The organism is Streptomyces roseoverticillatus (genome assembly GCF_000719265.1).
GTDB classification, from domain to species: Bacteria; Actinomycetota; Actinomycetes; order Streptomycetales; family Streptomycetaceae; genus Streptomyces; species Streptomyces roseoverticillatus.
Window position 1 is genome coordinate 196,067 of record NZ_JOFL01000017.1, and the last position, 17,901, is coordinate 213,967.

General features: G+C 72.2%; 14 protein-coding genes. 10 read left to right on the plus strand and 4 right to left on the minus strand.

Features of this window, described 5'->3' with window-relative positions; translation table 11 throughout:
* Positions 1-112 precede the first annotated feature (112 nt).
* Complete coding sequence (locus IF61_RS0121655; RefSeq protein ID WP_030368144.1) at positions 113-1,039, plus strand: proline dehydrogenase family protein; 927 nt, start codon at positions 113-115, stop codon at positions 1,037-1,039.
* A gap of 51 nt (positions 1,040-1,090) precedes the next feature.
* Entirely contained in the window at positions 1,091-2,722 is a 1,632-nt protein-coding gene (gene pruA / locus IF61_RS0121660) for an L-glutamate gamma-semialdehyde dehydrogenase (protein ID WP_030368145.1), read from the plus strand.
* 58 nt (positions 2,723-2,780) lie between these two features.
* Here the strand turns inward: pruA and IF61_RS0121665 are convergent, their stop codons facing one another.
* A complete protein-coding gene (locus IF61_RS0121665) occupies positions 2,781-3,674 on the minus strand; it encodes a phosphatidate cytidylyltransferase (protein WP_030368146.1) in 894 nt (297 codons plus the stop codon).
* Positions 3,675-4,074: 400 nt separating this feature from the next.
* Here IF61_RS0121665 and IF61_RS36340 point away from each other — a divergent pair, with 400 nt between their 5' ends.
* Positions 4,075-4,218 carry a hypothetical protein gene (locus tag IF61_RS36340; protein ID WP_169748836.1) on the plus strand — a complete coding sequence of 48 codons (144 nt, stop codon included), beginning with the start codon at positions 4,075-4,077 and terminating at the stop codon, positions 4,216-4,218.
* A gap of 19 nt (positions 4,219-4,237) precedes the next feature.
* Here IF61_RS36340 and IF61_RS0121675 read toward each other — a convergent pair whose 3' ends face one another.
* A complete protein-coding gene (locus tag IF61_RS0121675) occupies positions 4,238-5,890 on the minus strand; it encodes a purple acid phosphatase family protein (RefSeq protein WP_043190087.1) in 1,653 nt (550 codons plus the stop codon).
* Positions 5,891-6,020: 130 nt separating this feature from the next.
* Here IF61_RS0121675 and IF61_RS0121680 point away from each other — a divergent pair, with 130 nt between their 5' ends.
* From IF61_RS0121680 to cimA, 4 genes are all read left to right on the plus strand, one after another.
* A complete protein-coding gene (locus tag IF61_RS0121680) occupies positions 6,021-7,064 on the plus strand; it encodes a 3-isopropylmalate dehydrogenase (RefSeq protein WP_030368148.1) in 1,044 nt (347 codons plus the stop codon).
* A gap of 195 nt (positions 7,065-7,259) precedes the next feature.
* Positions 7,260-8,345, plus strand: a complete 1,086-nt coding sequence (locus tag IF61_RS0121685; protein WP_030368149.1) for a branched-chain amino acid aminotransferase — start codon at positions 7,260-7,262, stop codon at positions 8,343-8,345.
* 217 nt (positions 8,346-8,562) lie between these two features.
* The gene (locus IF61_RS0121690) at positions 8,563-9,900 is read left to right on the plus strand and encodes an MFS transporter (protein ID WP_030368150.1); all 1,338 of its coding nucleotides are present in this window, start codon (positions 8,563-8,565) and stop codon (positions 9,898-9,900) included.
* Positions 9,901-10,181: 281 nt separating this feature from the next.
* Positions 10,182-11,807, plus strand: coding sequence for a citramalate synthase (gene cimA / locus IF61_RS0121695; protein WP_030368151.1), 1,626 nt, complete (start codon positions 10,182-10,184; stop codon positions 11,805-11,807).
* A 37-nt stretch (positions 11,808-11,844) separates the two neighbouring features.
* On the opposite strand, the gene IF61_RS0121700 is transcribed toward cimA, so the two are convergent.
* On the minus strand, positions 11,845-12,480 hold the full coding sequence (locus tag IF61_RS0121700; protein WP_030368152.1) for a TetR/AcrR family transcriptional regulator: 636 nt from the start codon (positions 12,478-12,480) through the stop codon (positions 11,845-11,847).
* 84 nt (positions 12,481-12,564) lie between these two features.
* Here IF61_RS0121700 and IF61_RS0121705 point away from each other — a divergent pair, with 84 nt between their 5' ends.
* On the plus strand, positions 12,565-14,067 hold the full coding sequence (locus IF61_RS0121705) for an FAD-dependent monooxygenase (RefSeq protein ID WP_052392900.1): 1,503 nt from the start codon (positions 12,565-12,567) through the stop codon (positions 14,065-14,067).
* 14 nt (positions 14,068-14,081) lie between these two features.
* On the opposite strand, the gene IF61_RS0121710 is transcribed toward IF61_RS0121705, so the two are convergent.
* Entirely contained in the window at positions 14,082-14,702 is a 621-nt protein-coding gene (locus IF61_RS0121710) for a YceI family protein (protein ID WP_030368154.1), read from the minus strand.
* Positions 14,703-14,940: 238 nt separating this feature from the next.
* Between IF61_RS0121710 and IF61_RS0121715 the strand changes: the two genes are divergently transcribed.
* Both IF61_RS0121715 and IF61_RS0121720 read left to right on the plus strand, forming a co-directional pair.
* Entirely contained in the window at positions 14,941-17,355 is a 2,415-nt protein-coding gene (locus IF61_RS0121715; protein ID WP_030368155.1) for a polysaccharide lyase family 8 super-sandwich domain-containing protein, read from the plus strand.
* Positions 17,356-17,574: 219 nt separating this feature from the next.
* On the plus strand, positions 17,575-17,901 hold a 327-nt coding region (locus IF61_RS0121720; RefSeq protein ID WP_030368156.1), incomplete at its 3' end, for a carboxyl transferase domain-containing protein.

Sequence of the window (17,901 nt, forward strand, 5' to 3'; positions counted from 1 at the left end):
CGGATGCGTGACAGCTGTCGATGGCTCACGATCGAGGTGATCTCTAGTTTTCACGATGAGTTACTTATGCCGTTTCCCCGCGTGGGGACGACCGTCATCGTGGAGGTGCCCCGTGCTGGGTCCCGTGATCCTCGCTGCGTCGCGCAGCGACAAAATGCGTCGTTTCGTATCGGCCGCCCCGGGCACCAAGCAGGTCGTCGACCGCTTCATCGCGGGGGAGACCGTCGACCAGGTCATTCCGATCGTGAAGGACGCCGCCGCCAAGGGCCTCGAGGTCACCCTCGACGTGGTGGGCGAGGACATCACCACCGTCGAGCAGTCCCACGCCGCCCGCGACGCTTACCTGGAGCTCATCGGCCGCCTGAAGGAGCTCGGCCTGGGCAAGCGCGCCGAGATGTCCGTCAAGCTCTCCATGTTCGGCCAGGCGCTGGAGGGCGGCCACGAGCTCGCCCTCGCCAACGTCCGCCCCGTCGTCGAGGCCGCCGCCGCCATCGGCACCACGGTTACGCTGGACGCGGAGGACCACACGACCCTCGACTCGATGTTCGCCATCCACGAGGAGCTGCGGAAGGACTTCCCGCAGACCGGCTGCGTCATCCAGGCGTACCTCTTCCGCACCGAGGACGACGCCCGCCGCCTGGCCGCCGCCGGCAGCCGTGTGCGTATCGTGAAGGGTGCGTACAAGGAGCCCGCCTCCGTCGCATACCAGGACAAGGCAGAGATCGACAAGGCGTTCGTCCGCATCATCAAGATCCTCATGGCGGGTGAGGGCTACCCGATGATCGGCTCGCACGACCCGCGTCTGATCGCCATCACACAGGAGCTCGCCCGGCAGGCCGGCCGCAAGCTGGACGAGTACGAGTTCCAGATGCTCTACGGCATCCGCAGCGAGGAGCACGTCCGCCTGGCCGCCGAGGGCCACCGGATGCGCGTGTACACGGCCTACGGCACCGACTGGTACGGCTACTTCATGCGGCGCCTCGCCGAGAAGCCGGCCAACCTGCTGTTCTTCGCCCGCTCCATCCTCACCAAGGGCTGAGCCGCCCCCCCCACACCCCCCCCGCAGAGCCCCGAAGGAGACACGGAACCCATGGACGCTGTGACCCAGGTCCCCGCCCCGGTCAACGAGCCGGTCCACGGCTACGCCCCCGGCAGCGCCGAGCGTGCCCGCCTGGAGGCCAAGCTCAAGGAGCTGGCGGCGAACCCGATCGACCTGCCGATGACCATCGGCGGCGAGAAGCGCATGGGCGGCGGCGAGCCGTTCCAGGTCGTGCAGCCGCACAACCACGCCGCCGTCCTCGGCACCTTCAACAACGCCACGACGCAGGACGCCCAGGACGCGATCGACGCCGCCCTCGCCGCCGCCCCGGCCTGGCGCGCGATGTCCTTCGACGACCGCGCCGCGATCATCCTGCGCGCCGCCGAGCTGCTCGCCGGCCCCTGGCGCGAGACGCTGGCCGCCTCCACCATGCTGGGCCAGTCCAAGACCGCCCAGCAGGCCGAGATCGACACCCCCTGCGAGCTCGTCGACTTCTGGCGCTTCAACGTGCACTTCGCGCGCCAGATCCTCGCCGAGCAGCCGGTCGCCAACTCCGCCGGCGTGTGGAACCGCAGCGACCACCGCCCGCTCGAGGGCTTCGTCTACGCGATCACGCCCTTCAACTTCACCGCCATCGCCGGCAACCTGCCGACCGCCCCCGCCCTCATGGGCAACGTGGTGGTCTGGAAGCCGTCCCCCACCCAGACCCACGCCGCCGTGCTGCTCATGCAGCTCCTGGAGGAGGCCGGTCTGCCCAAGGGCGTCATCAACCTGGTGACCGGCGACGGCATCGCCGTCTCCGAGGTGGCCCTGAACCACCCCGAGCTGGCCGGCATCCACTTCACCGGCTCGACCAAGACCTTCCAGTACCTGTGGAAGACGGTCGGCAACAACATCGAGAAGTACCGCTCCTACCCGCGCCTGGTCGGCGAGACCGGCGGCAAGGACTTCGTCGTCGCCCACCCGAGCGCCGACCGCGCGGTCCTGAAGACCGCCCTGACCCGCGGCTCCTTCGAGTTCCAGGGCCAGAAGTGCTCCGCCTCCTCCCGCGCCTACGTCCCGCGCTCCATCTGGGAGGACGGCTTCAAGGAGGAGTTCGCGGCCGAGGTCGACGGCATCACCATGGGTGACGTCACCGACCTGTCGCACTTCATCGGCGCCGTCATCGACGACCGCTCGTTCGCCAAGAACAAGGCCGCGATCGACCGGGCCAAGGCCGACCCGAGCTGCACGATCGTCGCCGGCGGCACGTACGACGACTCGGTGGGCTACTTCGTCCGCCCGACCGTCATCGAGTGCACCGACCCGGAGAACGAGGTCTTCACGACCGAGTACTTCGGCCCGATCCTCGCCGTCCACGTCTACGAGGACGCCGACTTCGACGCGATGCTGGAGCAGATGGAGTCCGTCTCGGCGTACGCGCTGACCGGCTCGATCATCGCCGGCGACCGTTACGCGGCCGCCGACGCGATGGAGAAGCTCCGCTTCGCCGCGGGCAACTTCTACATCAACGACAAGTCGACCGGTGCCGTGGTCGGCCAGCAGCCCTTCGGCGGCGGCCGCGCCTCGGGCACCAACGACAAGGCGGGTGCCGCGAGCAACCTGCAGCGCTGGGTGTCGACCCGCTCCATCAAGGAGACCCTGGTCGCACCGACCGACTACCGCTACCCGCACATGGGCTGATCCGGCCCCGTAGCTGACCTCCGCCCCCGTCCGGCTCCCCAGCCGGGCGGGGGCGTTGTCACAGGGTCACCGCCATCGCCGACGGCAGCGCGAGGAGAAGCGGGCCGATGCGGTCGAGGAGACCGCCGAGGCCGGGCAGCCACGCGCGGGCGGCCCCCGCGCCCGCCTCCCGCTCGATCGAGGACACGAGGGGGCCGCCGAGGACGCTGCCGGCCAGTACCGCGGCCCACAGCGTGACCGTGAAGGCGCCCGCCGCCTCCAGCCCCGCCGCCACGCCCATGCCGCCGCACAGGACGCCCGCCCAGGTCTTGTCGGGGGATACGGGCAACGACAGGGAGAGGGGAGCCGGAGGCCGGGCCAGGGTGCCGCCCAGACAGCTCAGCAGCACGCCGCCGCACCACGCGCCCGCGTCACCGAAGACGACCGCCACGCCCACCGCGAGGGCAGTGCCCTCCAGTACCACAAGTCCGGTCAGCGCGACCGGTATCCACAGCAGCCCGAAGACCGTACGGGCCGCGCGCTCGCCGCCCCGTGCGGTGTCACCGGACAGCAGCGCGGGCAGGACGCCGGCGGCGGTGAGCAGCGCCACGGTCCGCAGGCCGAAGGGGTGTGCAAGGTCGTCCGCCTCCATCAGGGCGAGCGGCGGCAGGAGGAGCGCCCCGAGGGCCAGCACCACCCGTTCGCCCCGCCCCAGGCGGGCCCGCCGGGCGTACTCGGCGACCGCGACCAGCCCCAGCAGCAAGGCCAGCACCATCGCGCCCAGCTCCCTCAGGGCGAGCGCGCCGACGAGGACGGAGGCCGCCACGGCCCACGCCGGCCAGCGGCGCCGGAGCTCCCGGCGCATCGCCACGCGCGCGGGGAGGCAGGCCACCGCCAGTCCGGAGGCCCCGAGGACACCGGCGACCACCGGGACGACGCGCGGCAGGACGTCGCTCGTGTACAGGGTGCTCACCGGGCCGCGTACCAGGGCGAAAGTACGTACAGGTCGTTCATGGGGGCCACTCTCGCCGCACGGGGCGGCCCGCTGATCAGTGGGGTGCTCACACACTTGCTCGCCGCTCGTCCGTACGACGCGGGGAGCCGGCCGCCCGGCTGTCTCAGATAGTAGGAAGCCCGAGTAATTGTGCAGACAGCGCGGTACAGCTGTCCTAGCGTGGAAGAAGCCGAACGCGCGCTCCATCGAGCGTCAAGCGGTTGCGGCCCCGTGCGCGAGCGCAGGCGACCCCTGCGGCACCGCGGCCCCCGCCCTTCCCCCGGCGCTCCTCCCGCTCTTCTTTCCCTCCTTTCGCATCCCTTCGAAGCCCTCCCGCGGGCCGCAGGCCCCGCAGGCAGCAGAGGAGAAGTGACTTCCCATGGCCGACACCGCCGTCCGCAGGGCCCGCCGAACCGCCCGTACGGCCGACCGCACCGACCGCCAGACCGACCGGATGAACGCCGCCGCCGCGCTCCAGCGGGCCCTGGACCGCCGGGACAACGGCGGCGTCACCGGTCACTGAGCGGCCGGCGGGGCCCGCCTCAGTCCCGCCGCGCGGGGCGGACGACGTCGAAGCGGTCGATGCGCGCGCCGTTCTCCGCGAGAGCGGTCACCCGCAGCCGCGGGCGCCCGCCCCGTGCGGCCGGCTCGGACTCCACCGCGAGGAACGAGAAGCCGGTGTAGCGCACCCGCGACCACTCCACCTGCTCCGGGTGCTTCACGCGCCCCTTCTCCCAGAAGTAGCTGTCCACGCTCTCCAGGTCCTTCACGTGGCCCTCGTAGCTGTCCGGCGCGGGGAAGTCGTACAGCGACTTCCCCGCGCCGCCGGCGGTCACGTAGACGATGCCGTCGCGCGTGGAGTCGGCGGTGCCGCCGATGGGGACCTTCCGCCCCACGCGCGTGCCGCGGAGCGCGTCGGTGCGCTCGTAGATGTGGTTGTGGCCGTTGATGACCAGATCGACCTTGTGCTTCTCGAAGAGCGGCAGCCAAGCCTCCCGCACTGCCCCGTCCGACGCGTGCGCCTTCGTCGTGGAGAACGCGCAGTGGTGGAAGAAGACGACGATGAAGTCGAGCCCGCGCGTGCGGCGCAGCTCGCCGAGCCGCCGGTCGAGCCACGCGGTCTGCGCGCCCCCGCTGTAGCCGGTGTTGGCGGTGATCTCGTACGAGATGTCGTTGGCGTCCAGGGCGACGACGCCGGTGTTGCCGTAGACGAAGGAGTAGACGCCCGGGGCGTGCGCGGGGTCGAAGCCGTTGCCGGGGAGGGTCCAGCGGGCGCTCTGGCCGCCGTAGCCGTTGGGGGAGTACCAGGCCTCCATGTCGTGGTTGCCGGTGGTGACCATCCAGGGGACGGACGCCGCCACGGACTCTGTCTGGGCGAGGAACTGGTCCCACACGCGCGCGTCGTAGACGTCGGTGGGCTTGCCCGCGCCGCTGTCGTCGGCGTAGCAGATGTCGCCCGCGTGCAGGTGGAACGCAGGGTTCTGGCCGAGGATCAGCTGGTCGTTGGCGAGGGCCTGGTAGCTGACGCCCTGGTCGCCGAAGGCGGTGAACGTGAACTTCTCGGCCTTGCCGCCCTTCTCCGGGCGCTCGGGCGCGGTGCGGAAGGTGCCGATGCCGGAGAAGTGGCGGGGGTCGGCGGGGTCGTACCCGTCGTGCCCCACGCCGTAGTAGTACGTCCGCCCGGGGCGCAGGTTGTCGAGCGCGGCGTGCAGGTACACCTGGTCGACGGCGGGGAGCTTCTTCGACAGCGGCGGCGTGTGCAGGGTGCGCACGTCGGCCTCCAGCTTGAGGCCGAGGTCCCACGGCGCGAGGCCCACCCGGACGTACGGCCGTCTCACCGTGAACGGCACCTGCCAGGAGATCCGCATCTGGGTCCGCGGGTCGGCGCCGAAGGCCAGGTGCCGCCCGAAGGGCGCCACGTGCCTGCCGTCGACCGCCGTGGCGGCGGAGGAGACGAGCGGCGCCGGGGACGATGCGGGCGAGGGACCCGGGGAGGGCGCCGGTCCGGCGTAAGCGTGCGCGGCGCCGCCCAGGAGGCCGGTGCCGGCGACGGCCCCGGTCGTCACCGCCCCGGCGCGCAGCATGCCGCGCCGGGTGAGCGGCCGGGCGAACCGGGCCCGCAGGTATTCGTGCTGCTCCGCCATCGTCATGCGGTCCGCGAGGTGCTCGGGGATGCCTACGCGTGGTGTGTCCATGGCGACCAACGTGCCAGGAACCGGCAACTCCGTTGCGGACTTTGGGTGAACGTGACCTGGCAGCTTCATCATCTGTCCGTATTGTGGACAAGGTGTGTCATCCAACGGGACGGGAGAGTACGGTCCCGGTATGTCTCGCAGCATTCGCCTCGCAGTGATCCCCGGTGACGGCATCGGCCGGGAAGTCGTGGCCCAGGGCCTCAAGGTGCTCTCGGCTGTCCTCCCGTCGGACGTGAAGCTGGAGACCGAGGAGTACGACCTCGGCGCCCGGCGGTACCACGCGACCGGCGAGATCCTCCCCGACGCCGAGCTCGCGTCCCTCAAGGGTCACGACGCGATCCTGCTCGGGGCGATCGGCGACCCCTCCGTGCCCGCCGGCGTGCTGGAGCGCGGCCTGCTGCTCAAGCTGCGGTTCGCCTTCGACCACTACGTGAACCTGCGGCCCTCGAAGCTCTTCCCGAACACGGCCACCCCGCTCGCCGGGCGCCCCGACATCGACTTCGTCGTCGTCCGGGAGGGCACCGAAGGCCCCTACACCGGCAACGGCGGCTCCCTGCGCACCGGCACCCCGAACGAGGTCGCCACCGAGGTCAGCGTCAACACCGCCCTCGGCGTGGAGCGCGTGGTGCGCGACGCCTACGAGCGGGCCCAGGCGCGCCCCCGCAAGAAGCTGACGCTCGTCCACAAGAACAACGTCCTCGTCTACGCCGGACAGCTGTGGAAGAGCACCTTCGACCGGGTGGGCCGGGAGTACCCCGAGGTCACCACCGACTACCTGCACGTGGACGCGGCGACCATCTTCATGGTCACCCGGCCCGAGCAGTTCGACGTGATCGTCACCGACAACCTCTTCGGCGACATCCTCACGGACCTCGCCGCGGCCGTCACCGGCGGCATCGGCCTCGCCGCCTCGGGCAACATCAACCCCGACGGGGCCTTCCCGTCCATGTTCGAGCCGGTCCACGGCTCCGCGCCCGACATCGCGGGCACCGGCAAGGCGGACCCCACCGCCACGGTGCTCTCCGTGGCCCTGCTCCTGCGCCACCTCGGCTACGAGGCCGAGGCCGCCCGCATCGAGACGGCCGTCGCCGAGGACCTGGCCGCCCGGGACGGGGCCGCGCCCCGCACGACGGACGAGACCGGCGACGCACTAGCCCTGCGAGTAACCGGCTAGCTCCCGGCCGCTGACTCAGCGCGCGGCCGGATGCGACCATCGATCCAGGGCCGCGCGTACGTTTTCCGTCCACGGCCCCACGAGCGATAATCGAACGTGGGGCCGCGGCATGAGGGGAAGCTCGGATGCTCTGACACCGTCAGGGACGGGGCGAGCTCGCGGTCCGCCACACACAACGGTGAAGGACACGCACTCATGACGACGCCCACGATCGAGCTCAAGCCCTCTTCGCACCCGCTGTCGGACGCGGAGCGGGAGCAGATCCTGGCCAACCCCGGCTTCGGCCGCCACTTCACCGACCACATGGTGACGATCAAGTGGACGGAAGGCCGGGGCTGGCACGACGGCCAGCTCGTTCCGTACGCGCCGCTGTCGATCGACCCGGCGAACATGACACTGCACTACGCGCAGACGATCTTCGAGGGCGCCAAGGCCTACCGCCAGCCCGACGGCTCCGTCGCCATCTTCCGGCCCGAGGAGAACGCCAAGCGCCTGCAGGCGTCCGCGCGCCGGCTCGCCATGCCCGAACTGCCCGTCGAGACCTTCATCGAGGCGTGCGACGCGCTGGTGAAGCAGGACAAGGCGTGGGTGCCCGGCTCCGGCGAGGCCTCGCTCTACCTGCGTCCGTTCATGTTCGCGACCGAGGTCGGCCTCGGTGTCCGCCCGGCCAACGAGTACATGTTCGTGGTCATCGCCTCGCCCGCCGGCGCCTACTTCCCCGGCGGCGTGAAGCCGGTCTCGGTCTGGCTGAGCGAGGAGTACGTGCGCGCGTGCCCCGGAGGCACCGGCGCCGCCAAGGCCGGCGGCAACTACGCCGCCTCCCTCGTCGCCCAGGCCCAGGCCATGGAGCACGGCTGCGACCAGGTCGTCTGGCTGGACGCCATCGAGCGCCGCTGGATCGAGGAAATGGGCGGCATGAACCTGTACTTCGTGTACGGAGACAAGATCGTCACCCCCGAGCTCACCGGCTCGCTCCTCCCCGGCATCACCCGCGCCTCGCTGATGACGATCGCCGCCGACCTCGGCTACGAGGTCTCCGAGGGCCGCATCTCCGTGGACGAGTGGAAGAACGGCTGCGCCGACGGCACCCTCACCGAGGTCTTCGCCTGCGGCACCGCCGCCGTCATCACCCCGGTCGGCACCGTGAAGTCCGCGCGCGACGGCTGGACGGTCGCCGACGGGCAGCCGGGCGAGGTCACCATGAAGCTCCGCAAGGCGCTCCTCGACATCCAGACCGGTGTGGCCGAGGACACCCACGGCTGGATGCACCCCCTGGGCTGAAGCCCGCGCTGACGTACGTCCGTATGCCCGCATCCACGGATGCGGGCATACGTGTGTACGGGACGAGGCACGTACGTGTGTCCGGACGGGAGCCCGCGTGACGCCCCGGCGAGGGGCCTGCGCGCGTCACCCCGTGAACGCAACGCACGCAAGTACGCGTGATCGTTGCCGGCCGGACCCTTGTCCGCCCCGTGCCGTTCCGCCACCGTGATCCACCATGGGACAGCACTGGAAGAAGATCTGGGTCGGTTCGGCCGGCAACATGGTCGAGTGGTTCGACTGGTTCGTCTACGCGTCGTTCGCGACGTACTTCGCGGGCTCCTTCTTCCCCGCGGGCAATGACACCGCGAAGCTGATGAACACCGCCGGCATCTTCGCCGTCGGCTTCTTCATGCGCCCCGTGGGCGGCTGGCTGCTGGGCCGGGTCGGCGACCGGAAGGGCCGCAAGGCGGCCCTCACGCTGACCGTCTCCCTGATGTCCGCCTCGGCCGTGCTCATCGCCGTCGCGCCGACCTACGCGGTCGCCGGCTACGGCGGCGTCGCCGTCCTCCTCGTCGCCCGGCTGCTGCAGGGCCTGTCGGTCGGCGGCGAGTACGCGGCCAGCGCCACGTACCTCACGGAGGCGTCCGCGCCGGGCCGCCGCGGCTTCGCCTCCAGCTTCCAGTACGTGTCGATGACGGCCGGCCAGATCCTCGGCCTGGGGCTGCAGATCGTGCTGCAGCACACCCTCTCCAGCGACGAGCTGCACAGCTGGGGCTGGCGCATCCCCTTCGTCGTGGGCGCGCTCGGCGCGGCCGTCATCTTCTACCTCCGCCGCAACATGCTGGAGACGGAGGCGTACACGGAGGCCACGGGGGAGAGCACCGAGGAGAGCGCCGGGGCCGCCGCCGAGCGCGGCACCATCCGGGCCCTCATGCGGCACAAGCGCGAGGCCTTCCTCGTCATCGCCCTCACCATGGGCGGCACCGTCGCGTACTACACGTACACCACTTACCTGACGAAGTACCTGTCCAACAGTGCGGGCCTGCCCAAGCAGACCGCGACCCTGGTCAGCTTCTGTGCCCTGCTGGTCTTCGCCTGCCTGCAGCCCCTCGCGGGCGCCCTCTCGGACCGCATCGGCCGCCGCCCTCTGCTGGTCACCTTCGCGGTGGGCTCCACCTTCCTCACCGTGCCGATCATGACCATGCTCAAGCACGCGGGCTCGTTCTGGCCGGCCCTCGGCCTGTCCCTGCTCGCCCTGGTCGTCGTCACCGGCTACACCTCCATCAACGCGTGCGTGAAGGCCGAGCTCTTCCCGACGGGCATCCGGTCGCTGGGCGTCGCGCTGCCGTACGCCATCGCCAACGCGCTCTTCGGCGGCACGGCCGAGTACGTGGCCCTGTGGTTCAAGAACGGCGGCATCGAGTCGGGCTTCTACTGGTACGTGGCCGGCTGCGCCGCCGTGTCGCTGGTCGTCTATCTGACGATGCGGGAGACGCGGGACATCGACCTCAAGCGGGTCGGCGGCGCACCCGAGGGCGCTCCGGCGGACCCGGGCAAGGTGCCCGCATCCTGAGACCCGCCCGCACGGCGGAACCGGCGTGTGCCAAGATGCACCTATGCTCCCGTTCGCCATGATTATTGGCAGCAGGCGCGCCGGTCCGCAGTGACCGCTCCCGTACCACCCGTACGGAGCGGACACCGTCGTCCCAGACCCGCGCGCAGACCTCTCGCACCCGCGAGAGGTTTTTGCGTTTTCCGGCCCACCCGCGCCGGGGAACGCAGGGCGGGGCAGGCCCGGGGACGGTGGAACGGGTAATTCCGGTAGACCGACATCCTCACAGGAGTCAGAGCAGCATGACGGACGCAACCGACGGCCCCGACGAACGCACCCACGTCGACGACCGCTTCCACGTCTTCGACACCACGCTGCGCGACGGCGCGCAGCGCGAGGGCATCAACCTCACCGTCGCGGACAAGCTGACCATCGCCCGGCACCTGGACGACTTCGGCGTCGGCTTCATCGAGGGCGGCTGGCCGGGCGCCAACCCCCGGGACACCGAGTTCTTCCAGCGCGCCCGCGAGGAGATCGACTTCCGCCACGCGCGGCTCGTCGCGTTCGGCGCCACGCGCAAGGCGGGCGTGCGGGCCGAGGACGACCCGCAGGTCGCCGCGCTGCTCGACTCCGGCGCCCCGGTGATCACCCTGGTCGCCAAGTCCCACGACCGGCACGTCGAACTGGCCCTGCGCACCACCCTCGACGAGAACCTCGCCATGGTGCGCGACACGGTCGCCTACCTGTGCGGGCACGGCCGCCGCGTCTTCGTCGACTGCGAGCACTTCTTCGACGGCCACCGCGCCAACCCGGACTACGCCCTCGAAGTCGTCCGCACCGCGTACGAGGCGGGCGCCGACGTCGTCGTCCTGTGCGACACCAACGGCGGCATGCTGCCCGCGCAGGTCGGCGCGACGGTGCGGGAGGTCATCGAGGCGACCGGCGCCCGCCTGGGCATCCACGCGCAGGACGACACCGGCTGCGCAGTGGCCAACACCCTCGCCGCCGTGGACGCCGGCGCGACGCACGTGCAGTGCACCGCCAACGGCTACGGCGAGCGCGTCGGCAACGCCAACCTGTTCCCCGTCGTGGCCGCCCTGGAGCTCAAGTACGACCGCCGCGTGCTGCCGCACGGGGCGCTGGCCGAGATGACGCGCATCTCGCACGCCATCGCCGAGGTCGTCAACCTCACGCCCTCCACGCACCAGCCCTACGTGGGCGTCTCGGCGTTCGCGCACAAGGCCGGGCTGCACGCCTCCGCGATCAAGGTCGACCCGGACCTGTACCAGCACATCGACCCGGAGCGGGTCGGCAACACCATGCGCATGCTCGTCTCCGACATGGCCGGCCGCGCCTCCATCGAGCTCAAGGGCAAAGAGCTCGGGGTCGACCTCGGCGGCGACCGCGAGCTGGTCGGCCGCGTCGTGGGGCGCGTCAAGGAGCGCGAGCTGGCGGGCTACACCTACGAGGCGGCCGACGCCTCCTTCGAACTGCTGCTGCGCGAGGAGGCCGAGGGGCGCGCGCGGCGCTACTACCGGATCGAGTCCTGGCGGGCGATCGCCGAGGACCGGCCGGACGGCACGCACGCCAACGAGGCCACCGTGAAGCTGTGGGCCAAGGGGGAGCGCATCGTCGCCACCGCCGAGGGCAACGGCCCCGTCGACGCGCTCGACCGGGCGCTGCGCGTGGCGCTGGAGCGCATCTACCCGCAGTTGGCCGCGCTCAAGCTGACCGACTACAAGGTGCGCATCCTGGAGGGCGGCCGGGGCACGGGGTCGATCACCCGGGTCCTGGTCTCCACGAGCGACGAGAGCGGCGAGTGGTCGACGGTCGGCGTCGCCGAGAACGTGATCGCCGCATCGTGGCAGGCGCTCGACGACGCCTACGCGTACGGGCTGAGGCGTGCGGGCGTGGAGCCGCGGGAGTGAGCCCCTGGGCGCGCCCCGGAGCGTGGCCGGGGGCGCGTCACAGGCCCTGAGGAGCGAGCCCGGCGCCGAGCAGGTCGTACGCCCGCCCGGCGTCGGCGTGGGCCGCGGCCAGGACGGCGGCGGTGATGCGGCCGGACGCCAGGCGCCGGAAGTTGTCCCGCGCGAGGACGTGGTGGACGGCGATGACCTGCGCCGCCGCCAGACCCGCCGTCACCTCGTCCGCCCCCGCCTCCGCCAGGGCTCCGGCCAGTGCCCGTTCGTCCTCGGCGGCGTACTGCATGAGGCGGGCCGCCAGGCTCGGCGTCGAGTAGAGCATGTCCCGGAAGGCCAGTACGGCGGGCACGTCGCACAGGCCGGTGACGGGGTCGCCGGCGTCGAGCCGGGCGTGGAAGTGGGCGCGGAGCGCGGCCAGGGGGGACTCGCCCGGGGCCCGGCCGCGCACGACGCGCGCCGCCTCCCCCTGGTGGTCGGCGATGCGGTGGAGGGCCAGGTCCTCCTTGGCGGGGAAGTAGCGGAACAGCGTCGGCTTCGACACCTCCGCGGCCGCCGCCACCTCCGCCACCGACACCCGGTCGAAGCCGCGCTCCAGGAACAGCGCGATGGCGGTCTCGGACAGCGTCTGCCGCGTGCGCTGCTTCTTGCGCTCCCGCAGCCCGGTCGTCTCCTCGGTCACGAGGCCACCCTAACAGAATCTACGTTACTCGGAATCTTTTGTTACTCGGTTGCATTTTCTGGCCGGGCGGTCTTTCATGAGCGCATGACGACCACCACCGCCGAAGCGACGACCGCCACCGACGTCCTGATCGTGGGCGCCGGCCCCACCGGCCTCACCCTCGCCTGCACCCTCGCCCGCGCGGGAGCGGCCGTACGGATCATCGACAAGTCCCCGGAACCCCACCGCGCCTCCCGCGGCAAGGGCATCAACCAGCGCACCCGCGAGCTCTTCGACGACCTCGGTGCGGGCGCGGAGGCCGCGGCCTCGGGCACCGAGCACATCGCCCTGCGCAAGTACCGCGACGGCGTGGCGATCGCCGACACCGTCCCCTTCGCGGACCGCACCCCCACGCCCGCCACCCCGTACGCCAGCGGGCTGCTCATCCCCCAGTGGCGCACCGAGGAGATCCTGCGAGGCAGGCTCGCCGGCCACGGCGTGGAGCCGGAGTTCGGCAGCGAGCTGACCGGGTTCACCCAGGGCGCGGACGGCGTCGTCGCGACGCTCGCCGACGGGCGGCGCATCGAGGCCGCGTACCTCGTCGGCTGCGACGGCGGCCGCAGCCCCGTGCGCAAGGCGCTCGGCGTGACCTTCGAAGGCCGCACCGACGCCGAGGAGTGCATGGTGATCGGCGACGTCCGCGCCGACGGGCTCGACCCCGCCTACTGGCACCAGTGGTTCGACGAGGACGCGGCGGTCATGCTCTGCCCCTTCCGCGGCAGCGCCCACTGGCAGCTGCAGGGCACGCCCGAGCGCGACGCGGACGGACGGCCCCTCGCGCCGACCCTGGAGTCGTTCCAGAGGCTCGTCGACCGCTGCTCCCGGCAGGCCGGCATCCGGCTGTCCGACCCCACCTGGTTCTCCACCTACCGCATCAACGTCCGGATGGCCGGCCGCCTCCGCACGGGGCGGGTGCTCCTCGCCGGGGACGCGGCGCACGTCCACTCCATCGCGGGCGGGCTGGGCATGAACACCGGCATCCAGGACGCCTTCAACCTCGGCTGGAAACTCGCGTACGTGGTGCGCGGCCTGGCCGCGCCCGGCCTGCTGGACACCTACGAGGAGGAGCGGCTGCCCGTCGCCGCCTGGACGCTCGGCCTCACCGACGAGCGGCTGCGCGCGGTGACCGAGGGCGTGAAGCGGGCCGGCGTCGGCACGGAGGCGGTGATCACGGACGACGTCACCACGCTGGGCGTGGGCTACGGCTGGAGCTCGCTCGCATGGGGCGGGGCGAACGCGGGCGAACGGGCCCCCGACGGGCCCTGCGGCGACGGCCGGCTCTTCGATGTCTTCGCCGGGCCGCACTTCACGCTGCTGGGCTTCGGCCGGGGGAGCGCGCAGGCCCTGACGGAGGCGGGGGAGGAGTGCGCGGACCGCCTGCGCACGTGCCTCGTCGACGACCCCGAGGGGCACGCCCGGCGCGCCTACGGGATCGGGGAGGGCGAGGACGCCCTGGTGCTCGTACGGCCCGACAACCACATCGCGCTGAGCACGGGCGCGGACCGGGGCGCGGAGATCGCCGGCCGTCTCCTGCGCCTCGGCCACTGACACCGCACGGGGCCTCAGGCCTGGGGCGCGGCCTTGACCGCGGAGATGTCGAAGGTCAGCTTCACCTTGTCGCTGACCATGACCCCGCCGGCCTCCAGGGCGGCGTTCCAGGTCAGACCCCAGTCGGAGCGCAGGATCTCGGCGCCGCCCTCGAAGCCGACGCGCTCCATGCCGTAGACGTCGGTGGCGGAGCCGTTGAACTCCAGGTCGATGGAGAGCGGGCGGGTGACGTCCTTGATGGTGAGGTCGCCGGTGATGCGGTAGCGGTCCCCGCCGAGCTGCTCGGCGGCGGTCGAGCGGAAGGACATCAGCGGGAAGCCCTCGGCGTCGAAGAAGTCCCCGCCGCGCAGGTGGGCGTCGCGGTCCTTCATGCCGGTGTCCACGCTCGCGGTGCGGACGTCGATGGTGGCGGTGGAGCGGGACGGGTCGGTGCCGTCGAGGCGCAGGGTGCCCTCGTGCTCGGTGAAGGCGCCCTTGACGTTGGTCACCATGGCGTGGCGGACGGTGAAGCCGATGCTGCTGTGGGCGGGGTCGATGGTGTAGTCGCCGGTGAGGGCGGCGAGTGCGGGGTCGACGGCGCGCGGGGCGGGGACGGCGGCCGGGGCGGTGCTCTGCTTGCGGCTGAAGAGGCCCATGGTGTGCTCCTGAGGCTGAGTTCGAAAGCGGCCTGGCAAGTTCGTTGAAGATTCAACTTAACTCTGAAGATACGGTAGCGCGAACTCGTTAAACATTCAACATCTAGGGAGGGGTCAATTCCGGCCTACCCCGGCCGACACGGCCGGCGCACCATTGCCGCTCCTTCCCGCCCCGTGCCACCGTGTGCCTCCGGCACCGTCCGCACCGTCCCGCACCGCGCCCCGGGGAGGCCCCGCCGTGCAGCCCGGTCCCGCCGTTCCCCGCCCGCCCGCCTGGACCCGCAGAGGCTTCCTCGCCGCCTCCGTCACCGGCACCCTCGGCTTCACCACCGCCATCCGCGGCGGCAGCGACGACGCCGGCGAGGGCGACGCGTTCGCCACCCTCCGCGCCCGCTGGCGCGGCCTCATGCTCGGCACCGGCTTCGACCCCGCCGCCGAGCCCTACGCCACCGCCCTGCGCCGCACCGGAGACCTCGCCCGCACCTACCGCGCCGGCATCGCCCCGGGCCCCGCCTCGCTCTGGCCGGACGCCCCCTTCGACCCGCCCTCCGGCATCACCCGCAGCTACGCCCGCCTGCACACCATGGCCCGGGCCTGGGCTCAGCCCGGCACCGGGCTCACCGGAGACCCCGCCCTCGCCGCCGACACCCTCGCCGGCCTCGACCACGTCCACGCCCGCGTCTACCACCCCGCCACCACGCCCACCGGCAACTGGTGGGAATGGCAGATCGGCAGCCCCCGGCTCCTCCTCGACAGCCTCGCGCTCCTCCACGACGAGGCCGGCGCCGCACGGCGCACCGCGTACCTCGCCGCCGTCGACCACTTCGTTCCCGACACGATGCTCGGCGACTACACCGGCACCAGCACCGGCGCCAACCGCGTCGACCTGTGCCGCGTCGTCGCCCTCCGAGGCATCCTCGGCGCCTCCGCCGCCAAGACCGCCCTTGCCCGCGACGCCCTCTCGCCCGTCTTCCCGTACGTCACCCGCGGCGACGGCCTCTACGCCGACGGCTCCTTCGTCCAGCACACCCACGTCGCCTACTCCGGCACCTACGGCCAGGTGCTCCTCGACGGGCTCGGCCGGCTCCTCGCCCTGCTCCACGGCTCCCCCTGGGAGATCACCGACCCCGCCCGGCGGACCGCCTACGACAGCGTCGAGAAGGCGTACGCGCCGCTGATCCACGACGGGCTCGTCATGGACAGCGTCTCCGGCCGCGCCGTCAGCCGCGGCCTGCAGGCCGCGGACCCCGCCACGCCGCCGCAGAGCGACCACCAGCGCGGACACGCCCTCATCGCCGCCATCGCCCTCCTCGCCACCAGCGCAACCCCCGCCGAACGCACCCGCTGGCACGCGCTGATCAAGGGCTGGGCCGCCCGCGACACCACCCTCCCGCTGCTCACCGACCCCGCGCTCCCCGTCGCCGACCTCGCCCGGCTCGCCGCCGCCTGCGCCGCGCACGGGGCCCCCGCCCCCGCCCCCGTGGAGCACCGCCTCTTCCCCGCCATGGACCGCGCCGTGCACCGCCGCCCCGGCTGGACGGCCGGCATCGCCATGGCCTCCGACCGCATCGCCCACTACGAGAACGGCAACGGCGAGAACCCGCACGGCTGGCACACCGGCGCCGGAATGCTCTACTGGTGGCGCGCAGGCGCAGGCGCCCCGTACACCGACGCCTTCTGGCCCACCGCCGACCCCTACCGGCTGCCCGGCACCACCGCCTCAACCAAGCCCCTCGCCGGCAACGAAGGCGGCGCATGGGGCGAGCCCCGGCCCGCCGTGCGCTGGGTCGGCGGCGTGAGCGACGGCGAGTACGCCGTGATCGGCCAGCACCTCAAAGGGCTCTCCTCCACCCTTGAGGCCCGCAAGACGTGGATCTGCACCGCGGACGCCGTCGTCTGCCTCGGCGCCGGCATCACGGCGCGCGACGGCCACCCCGTCGTGACCACCGTCGACCACCGCAACCTCGGCGCGCACGGGGCGCCCGCCCTCCTCGTCGACGGCGTCCCCCAGCCGCTCACCGACGGCTGGAGCGCCCGCTACGAAGCCGCCCGCTGGATCCACCTCGAAGGCCACGGCGGCTACGTCTTCCCCGGCCGTCTCCCCGGCGCCGCCCCGCTCCACGCCCTGCGCGAGTCCCGCACCGGCTCCTGGCGCGACATCAACACCGGCGGCGCCCCCGACCGCCTCACGCGGCGCTACCTCACCCTCTGGCACCCCCACGGCACCGACCCCGAGGACGCCGCCTACGCCTACCTCCTCATGCCCGGTGCGGGGCCCCGTGCCCTGGCCGGCCGCGCCGCCGACGACACCTGGCTCGGACTCCTCGCCAACACCGCCGGCTGCCAGGCCGCGCACCTGCCCTCCCTCGGCCTCACCGCCGCCGCCTTCTGGACCCCCGGCACCGCCGGCCCCCTCACCTCCTCGGCCCCCGCCGCCGTGCTCATCCGCGACCACGGCCGGACCGCTACCCTCCATATGGCCGAACCGCCACGCACCGGTGCCCCCGTCGAGATCACCTGGGACCGCCCCGTGCGCCGCGTCACCGCGCACGACGCCACCGTCCGCGTTCTGTCGACAGGCGACAGTCTCCGGCTCCGCGTCGCCCCCGGCACCGCCTGCGCCCCGCACCGCTGCTCCGTAGCCCTGGCATGACGGGGCGTGGCGCCGTTTCCGGCCCGTCGCCCGTCAAGTTCACTTGCCTACGGCTCAGGGGCGGGAGTTTTGTGGAACTTCCACAGGAGTACCCCCCGATCGGGGGGACCCCCGCTCCGGGTCGCTGCGGCCCTCTGTGCCGCCTGCCCACCAAAAGGCACATGACGTTGTATGGAAACGACATGAGTTTCGGACGGTCCCGCCACGTACCGTCTATGCATGAGCAATCTCGAAGGTGCGCCCGTAGAGGCGAGTGACGTCCGTGGGCGCGTCGCCGAGCTGCACGCCATTCGCGAGCAGGTTCGGCGTGGTCCGAGCGAGCGAGCGACCCAGGCCCAGAAGGCCAAGGGCAAGCTGACGGCCCGGGAGCGTATCGACCTCCTGCTGGACGAGGGGTCCTTCTCGGAGGTGGAGCCGCTCCGTCGGCACCGTGCCTCCGGCTTCGGTCTGGAGAGCAAGAAGCCGTACACCGATGGTGTGATCACGGGCTGGGGGACGGTGCACGGGCGGACCGTGTTCGTCTACGCGCACGACTTCCGGATCTTC

Coding starts and splice junctions, on each gene's coding strand:
- pruA (WP_030368145.1), top strand. CDS start 1,091: ATGGACGCTGTGACCCAGGTCCCCGCCCCGGTCAACGAGCCGGTCCAC.
- IF61_RS36340 (WP_169748836.1), top strand. CDS start 4,075: ATGGCCGACACCGCCGTCCGCAGGGCCCGCCGAACCGCCCGTACGGCC.
- IF61_RS0121675 (WP_043190087.1), bottom strand. CDS start 5,890: ATGGACACACCACGCGTAGGCATCCCCGAGCACCTCGCGGACCGCATG.
- IF61_RS0121680 (WP_030368148.1), top strand. CDS start 6,021: ATGTCTCGCAGCATTCGCCTCGCAGTGATCCCCGGTGACGGCATCGGC.
- IF61_RS0121685 (WP_030368149.1), top strand. CDS start 7,260: ATGACGACGCCCACGATCGAGCTCAAGCCCTCTTCGCACCCGCTGTCG.
- IF61_RS0121690 (WP_030368150.1), top strand. CDS start 8,563: ATGGGACAGCACTGGAAGAAGATCTGGGTCGGTTCGGCCGGCAACATG.
- cimA (WP_030368151.1), top strand. CDS start 10,182: ATGACGGACGCAACCGACGGCCCCGACGAACGCACCCACGTCGACGAC.
- IF61_RS0121705 (WP_052392900.1), top strand. CDS start 12,565: ATGACGACCACCACCGCCGAAGCGACGACCGCCACCGACGTCCTGATC.
- IF61_RS0121710 (WP_030368154.1), bottom strand. CDS start 14,702: ATGGGCCTCTTCAGCCGCAAGCAGAGCACCGCCCCGGCCGCCGTCCCC.